This is a genomic window from Foetidibacter luteolus (assembly GCF_009650435.1).
Classification (GTDB): domain Bacteria; phylum Bacteroidota; class Bacteroidia; order Chitinophagales; family Chitinophagaceae; genus Foetidibacter; species Foetidibacter luteolus.
On record NZ_VVIP01000013.1, the window covers coordinates 202,217 to 208,620 of the forward strand.

General features: G+C 43.0%; 7 protein-coding genes and 1 pseudogene. 6 read left to right on the forward strand and 2 right to left on the reverse strand.

Going from position 1 to position 6,404, the window contains the following annotated elements; genetic code table 11:
* Nucleotides 1-21: 21 nt before the first annotated feature.
* A complete protein-coding gene (locus F0364_RS04630; protein ID WP_207632511.1) occupies nt 22-858 on the reverse strand; it encodes an SDR family NAD(P)-dependent oxidoreductase in 837 nt (278 codons plus the stop codon).
* 246 nt (nt 859-1,104) lie between these two features.
* Here F0364_RS04630 and F0364_RS04635 point away from each other — a divergent pair, with 246 nt between their 5' ends.
* The 5 genes and pseudogenes from F0364_RS04635 to F0364_RS04650 all read left to right on the forward strand — a co-directional run bounded on the left by F0364_RS04635 (nt 1,105) and on the right by F0364_RS04650 (nt 4,917).
* A complete protein-coding gene (locus F0364_RS04635) occupies nt 1,105-2,382 on the forward strand; it encodes a hypothetical protein (RefSeq protein WP_153796587.1) in 1,278 nt (425 codons plus the stop codon).
* Between the two features lie 110 nt (nt 2,383-2,492).
* A pseudogene (locus F0364_RS29135) lies at nt 2,493-2,825 on the forward strand (Crp/Fnr family transcriptional regulator); the annotation flags it as partial.
* Between the two features lie 23 nt (nt 2,826-2,848).
* Nucleotides 2,849-3,913: an SDR family oxidoreductase gene (locus F0364_RS04645; RefSeq protein WP_235921011.1), complete on the forward strand. Its 1,065-nt coding sequence runs from the start codon at nt 2,849-2,851 to the stop codon at nt 3,911-3,913.
* A 32-nt stretch (nt 3,914-3,945) separates the two neighbouring features.
* Nucleotides 3,946-4,080: a hypothetical protein gene (locus tag F0364_RS29285; protein ID WP_262885368.1), complete on the forward strand. Its 135-nt coding sequence runs from the start codon at nt 3,946-3,948 to the stop codon at nt 4,078-4,080.
* Between the two features lie 510 nt (nt 4,081-4,590).
* Nucleotides 4,591-4,917 carry an antibiotic biosynthesis monooxygenase family protein gene (locus F0364_RS04650; protein WP_153796589.1) on the forward strand — a complete coding sequence of 109 codons (327 nt, stop codon included), beginning with the start codon at nt 4,591-4,593 and terminating at the stop codon, nt 4,915-4,917.
* A gap of 197 nt (nt 4,918-5,114) precedes the next feature.
* On the opposite strand, the gene F0364_RS04655 is transcribed toward F0364_RS04650, so the two are convergent.
* Nucleotides 5,115-5,810 (reverse strand): hypothetical protein, encoded by a 696-nt coding sequence (locus F0364_RS04655; RefSeq protein WP_153796590.1) that lies wholly within the window; start codon nt 5,808-5,810, stop codon nt 5,115-5,117.
* A 124-nt stretch (nt 5,811-5,934) separates the two neighbouring features.
* On the opposite strand from F0364_RS04655, the gene F0364_RS04660 reads away from it, so the two are divergent.
* On the forward strand, nt 5,935-6,243 hold the full coding sequence (locus tag F0364_RS04660) for a hypothetical protein (RefSeq protein WP_153796591.1): 309 nt from the start codon (nt 5,935-5,937) through the stop codon (nt 6,241-6,243).
* Nucleotides 6,244-6,404: the final 161 nt, after the last annotated feature.

Below are 6,404 nucleotides of genomic sequence, written 5' to 3' on the forward strand. Positions count from 1 at the left end.
TTCTCAGGTTAATAATTGATTTTAATAGTCTGTTGATTTGCTCAATTCTTCATTAGCGGTTAATGATGATTGTAAGATGCCAATTTTGGTGTTTGCCATCCCTACAGCATCAGAACCCATAAAGAAGTGTAATGGCGGGTTTTCATTTTCAGCAAGTTTAATGAAGGCCATAGCCGCTTTTTCAGGGTCGCCAGGCTGGTTACCTACTATCTGGGTGTCGTGAATAGTTTCTAAATCCCTTGCTTCTTTATAATCTGTAATGGGCGAGTCAGCAAGTTTCAATGATCCCTGAAGCAGGAAATTAGTTTTAAAATAACCTGGGTAAACAATGGTACATTTTACACCCATAGAAGCAGTTTCAGCAGATAAAGCTTCGGTTAATCCGGCTACGGCAAATTTGGTAGCATTATAAATACCCCAGCCTGGAAATGCACCTAAGAAACCGGCAATAGAGGAAATGTTAATGATATGCCCGGCTTTTTTGCTGCGAAAGTGGGGCATTATGTTCCTGATAACGTTCAGCGTGCCAAAAACATTGGCATCAAAGTTCTGCCGTGCCTCTCCGTCTGTAAGCTCTTCAATTGTACCAAGCTGGCCGTATCCGGCATTGTTCACTATCACATCAACGGTTCCGAATTTTTTGATAACACCCGTAATTGCATCGCCAACACTTGTATTGTCAACAATATCTACCTGCAAAGGCAGGAAATTGGGCGAGCTGCTGCCAACTGCATTTTGCAATTGCCGTACATCCCTTGAAGTGGCAGCTACTTTGTAGCCTTCAGCCAACAATCTTTTTACGAGGGTTAAGCCTAATCCCTTTGAGGCTCCGGTTATAAACCATACTTTGTTTTTCATAATTTTTAATTTTTAATTACAACACAAATTTCAGCACAGGTTAAAAGTTGTATGTAGCCAAATAAAGGGGCGTTGTAGTTAAATCGTTGTTTCTTGTAAAAGATGCATTTAACAGCATGGGCAGGTGAGTGGCAAATGGCAAGTGGATACGGAAAATTGTTTTCCACCTGCATTTTTTAGGGCGTGATATACCGCCCCATTACTATTGCAGGAAGCTGACAGCCGGTAGCTGTCAGCTTTTACATTATGGGCCGGACTGAAGAACAAGCATTGGGCTTTACTTGCGTCGCACTCTTGTACGCCTTGCTCGCTATGGAGCTTTTATCGAAGCGTAGGGGCTGGGGTACTTCTTATGAACATTGTGGCTGCCGGAAACCAGATAGAGTCTGGCGTTTGCATAAAATCCAAAGAGTTTCAAGCTATTCCTTGGGAGTGGGGAATATGGAAATAGTTTTGCAAATACAAAATGCTAACGGTAACAATAATTTTGATTATAGCCATAACGTTATTCAACTTTGGAAATGCTTTAAAACCCACTACATGATTAAGATTTCATTGTTCACCCTTGCCCTAATGGCTGCAACATGTGCATTATCCCAGGAGCTTTCGAGGGAAAATGCATTTATAAATAAGGTGAAACGAGTTCAACAAATATCATTGGCTGATTATTCTGATACAATCACATACAATTACGACATTAGAGGCTTATTGATGAATATTACAGGAAAACCATCTCCCTATCTCTATCCACCAAATTCATCCAGGGTAACATCATTCTTCTATCAAGACACACTTCTTCAAATGAAACTTACGCAAACATATATTGGGGATACACTTTTTAAAACTGATAGTGTACTGTATTCGTACGATGCAAAACACCGGCTAATTTCAACTTATCAAAATTATGTTGATAATATTCCGACCCTGCAATTGAATACTTATATTGATTTCCCCATCTATTCCTATTTGGCCAGAACAAGCAGTTACAATGCTTCCAGGCCCCAAACCAACATGCTGTCTGTACCAACAACCATTTTTCGAGGTATGGTGTTTTACTTACAAAGCTTTAAAGTGTTTTCCGGTTTAAACGTAAACCATTATGCCCCTTGCCTGTCAGAAAAGTCAACCGGTGCGCAGGCATTTTGCAAATCCAAACTGGAGCGTGTTATTGTTAAAGGAGATAGTTTGCGTCAAATATTTACCATAAACGGGTATTCAGACCTGGGATCGAAAAATGAATTACTTTTTAATGATACCGCGTATTTCACTTTTGGTGACCATAATATACTTGCCGTAACAACAGAAAAACTTTATAATGGAATGGTTATGGAAAGAAACATTTCTGAATATGATGGAGACCAACCATCCTTGTGTAAAAGTTCATATACACAGCTATTTACTTATAGAGACTTGGGGTTAGTTAGTGAAGTGCGTATTAATACCGTAGAATACTTCAATCCTCGTAAAAAGCCCTCTACGCACTATGGAAAAATATTGTACGAGTATACTTTTTATGACAGGTAAATACTTTTAAACGACCGCACCATCTTTCCCCACCTGAACGATTTCACGGGACAGACAGTTTTCATCAGGCAACAAATACCACACAAACAACTATTCCTAACTTTGCGGCAATGAATGAATTGATCGAATATCTTTTACAGTTTGGCAACCTGAACAAACAGCAAACCGACATCATCACAAGCAAAGCAACAGAACTGAAACTCCAGAAAGGCGGGTACTTTTCGGAAGCAGGAAAAATACCCAAACAAGTAGGTTTTGTTGTTAAGGGAGTGATTCGCATATACTGTTACGATAACAACGGTGGCGAAATCACAAAGTATTTTGTTGATGAAAACCGGTTGGTTGTAGATTACGAAAATTTTGAAGCCAACCTTGTGTCTTCCGATTATTTACAGGCTGTTACCGACTGTAAATTGATTGTGTTTTCTAAGCAGAATTGGGAAGAACTTTACCATACAATTACTGATTGGGACAAGATTATAACCAAGGCCGTTCAAAAAGCATATCAAATACACCTGGAAAGAAGAACTGCCTTAGTTTCGGAAGATGCCGTTACACGCTACCTGTCATTCCTGGAAAAATTTCCAACACTTGCCAATCGTGTTCCGCAAGCTTACATTGCTTCCTACTTAGGCGTTACAAGATTTTCATTAAGCCGGATAAGAAAAAACATCCGCTGACTCTTTTTGTTGCCAAATGGCAACCGTTATTGTTTTTTAGAGAACAACCTTTGCAGTTCATTTTTAACGGAAGTATTATGAGCAGTTCATTAAAAGGACAGGTTGTTCTGGTAACAGGCGGAACAAAAGGCATCGGCAAAGCAATAGCCGGTAAATTAAGTGATGCAGGTGCGCAAGTGGTTGTAACTGCACGCAACGCACCAAAAGACAAGGCAAGTGAACATCATTTCATTGCAGCAGACCTTGTTCAACCCGAAAGCGCGGAAATCATTGCCAAAGAAATTGTAGAAAAGTATGGCAGAATAGATGTTATTGTCAATAATGCAGGGGCAAATCTAAGTCCCGGCGGTGGTTTCAGCGCCCTTTCAGACGAACACTGGTATAATGACTGGCAACTAAACTTTATGTCTGCAGTGCGCCTTAACAAAATGTTATTGCCTGTAATGATCCAACAAAAAAGCGGCGTTATCATCAACATTTCAACAGGTGTTGCCAAACAGCCGATCTGGGAAATGACCATGTCTTATTCCTCGGCAAAAGCGGCATTGAATGTTTACAGCAAAGCTCTGGCTAATGAAGTAGGCGCAAAGGGAATACGTGTAAACGTAGTTTCGCCAGGTGTTGTAAAAACACCGTTGATGCTTGAATTTATTGAAGGCATAGCAACATCATCAAACATTACGGCAGAGGAAGCATTTAGTACCGTAATGAACAAAGTTGGTGTGCCCTTAGGCAGAATGGCCGAACCCGAAGAAATTGCTGACCTTGTTGCGTTTCTTGCTTCCCCGCAAGCAAAATATATTACAGGCGCCAATTATTCGGTTGACGGCGGCGCATTACCTATTGTTTAAATGACAGGCAAAAAACCCGTGCAACGCCAAACATGAAAAACTACAAACCTGCTCCCCCCAAACAAAATCGCCGCCGGAAACCCCGCGGCGATGTGTTATTAAAAGCTCTGATACTTGTTATTCCTGCAGCGGGGGTGCCAACAGGTGCAATTGATCGTCATCCGTAAACCAGAGAACATCATCTTTCGTTAGAACATAATTATGGGCCCGGCAGAAGTAACTCCCATGACGCTTTACTTGCGTCGCACTCTTGTACGCCTTGTTCGCTAGGGAGCTTTTATTGAAGCGTAGGAGCTGGGGTACTTCTTATGAACATTTGGCTGCCGGAAACAGACAAAGCGTGGCGATTATAAAAAACCCAAAGAGCCGCTGGCTAAGCTTTGGATAGCGGGATACTTGTGCTACGGCCTGAAGTTGACATGCACCTTTTAAAACGGCGGTACGTATCAGAAAATCCCTGTACATTAGTACATGCCTGCGCTACCAGCGTAGCACTCTTCGGAGAACGTTTTGTGGTGTTCATGATTTTAGATTTTTAGTGAAAAATCTAAAACTATAAACGTTTCTCCGCAAAGAAAATAGCAAAGGCTACCGAAGGTTTAGTCCAACAAGGTATATCCATGCGTTGCAATCAAGTTTAGTGCGATACCAGACTATTATCAAACTTTAATATAGCTATGACAACAATCACAAAAGAATCTAATTTTCTGACACTAATAAATGTATTTACAGTTGACCCAATTAATCAACAAAAACTTGTAGACTTGTTGACTTTGGCAACGGAAAGCAGTGTAAGCAAAGTGACAGGGTTTATCTCATCAAGTCTGCATCGAAGTATAGACGGAACAAGAGTTACGATGTATGCACAATGGAAAAGTATCGAAGATTATCAAAATATGCGAAATAATTCAACTTCTTCCCCTTATTTAGACGAAGCTCTTAAAATTGCAAAGTTTGACCCAGGTATGTATGAAGTTGTAGAAACCTTCTTGCCCACAAAATAATAGAATCCTATTTTCTTCCCCGCAAAGCGCCCACCCCAAGCCCTTCTCCGCAACAGCCTCCGGTACGCCATTTTGCGGTAGGCACAGGCAGAATGCCGCGCCACTCCTGCTAAGGCAGCATTCAGCTTCCCCCCAAAAAACAAAATTGCCGCCCGGAAACCCCGGCGGCGATGTGTTATTAAAAGCTCCCATACTCATTATTCCTGCGGAAGCGGTGGCGGGGTGTTAGTGCCCGTATTGCCGTTGCCGCCTATCAGCACATAATCGTTGTATAAAGCCTCGTTGGTGTCTTCAAAAATACTGCGGCCAATGCTGGCCAGGCGGGCCATTTCCGTCCACAGGGCGTTACCCTTAAAAATGCGTTCCTGTGCCTGAATGTCCCGCAATTCCATGGCCTCGGCAACTTTGTCTATGGCATTGTCCAGTTGGGTAGCCAGGTTTTCCAGGGCAAGCAGGTGGGCAGGCGTTAAGCCATGCGGCGCAAGGTCGCTCATAAACTGGCTGGCCAGGCGGCAAATGCGGCGGGTGGTACGGTACAACTCGTTATCGGTTTGTTTGCTCAGGTCGTCAAAGCCAAAACTGTTGTACCGGCTTTTGCCTTCGTAGGCCAGCTCAGCCATGTTGCGTATGGGCCTAATGGCTTTGCGCAGGTTGTCTGTAATGGTGTCTTTTTCTTCGGTGGCGGTGGTTATGTTGCCCAGTTGCTCCACGTCGGTGTCGCAGGCATCAAATTCGCCAATCAGCGTGTTAAAGGTGGCCAGTTGCTGGGCGGTAATCATCCGTTCGGCAAAGTGGTTAAGGTCTCTGTCAATACTGGCGGCCAGGTCATCGGCCAGTTGCTTAAGGTCGGCATCGGGTACTTTGTAGATGCGGGTTTCATCATGTCTGGGCATGGATTAAAGATTTAAAAGTGTTGAAAAAAAATATCGTTATAAGATTAGGAAGATTCCGGCAGGCAACCGGTTAAAAAACCTTTAAGGTGCAGGCCTTTTCAGCAATATTTAAGCATTGCGGCGGATGATGGTAAATGGCAATTGGGCCAGGAAAGAACATTTTCTACTTACGGAAGACTCTTTGCCGTCTGCGGAAGACCATTTGCCGCCTGCGGAAGATCATTTTCCGCCTACGGAAGATCATTTTCCGCCTGCGGAAGACCGTTTGCGGCCTGCGGAAGATGATTTGCGGCCTGCGGAAGATCATTTGCCGCCTGCGGAAGATCATTTGCCGCCTGCGGAAGATCATTTGCCGCCTGCGGAAGATCATTTTCCGCAAGAATGTCAGCTTCCCGATGCGGAAAATTATTTTCCGTGCGAGGCTGTAAAATAAACTGTGTCAAGGTTAAAAAATAAGATAACCTTTAACACATCAAGATGAAGTCAAAAACAGAAACACCGTTCGGGTTTGATTACGAGGCCGTGAAGAACAAGGCCCTGGAACAACTCAAGAGTGGAAAGCCACTATTAGGAAAAGAAGGTGCTTTGGCGCCG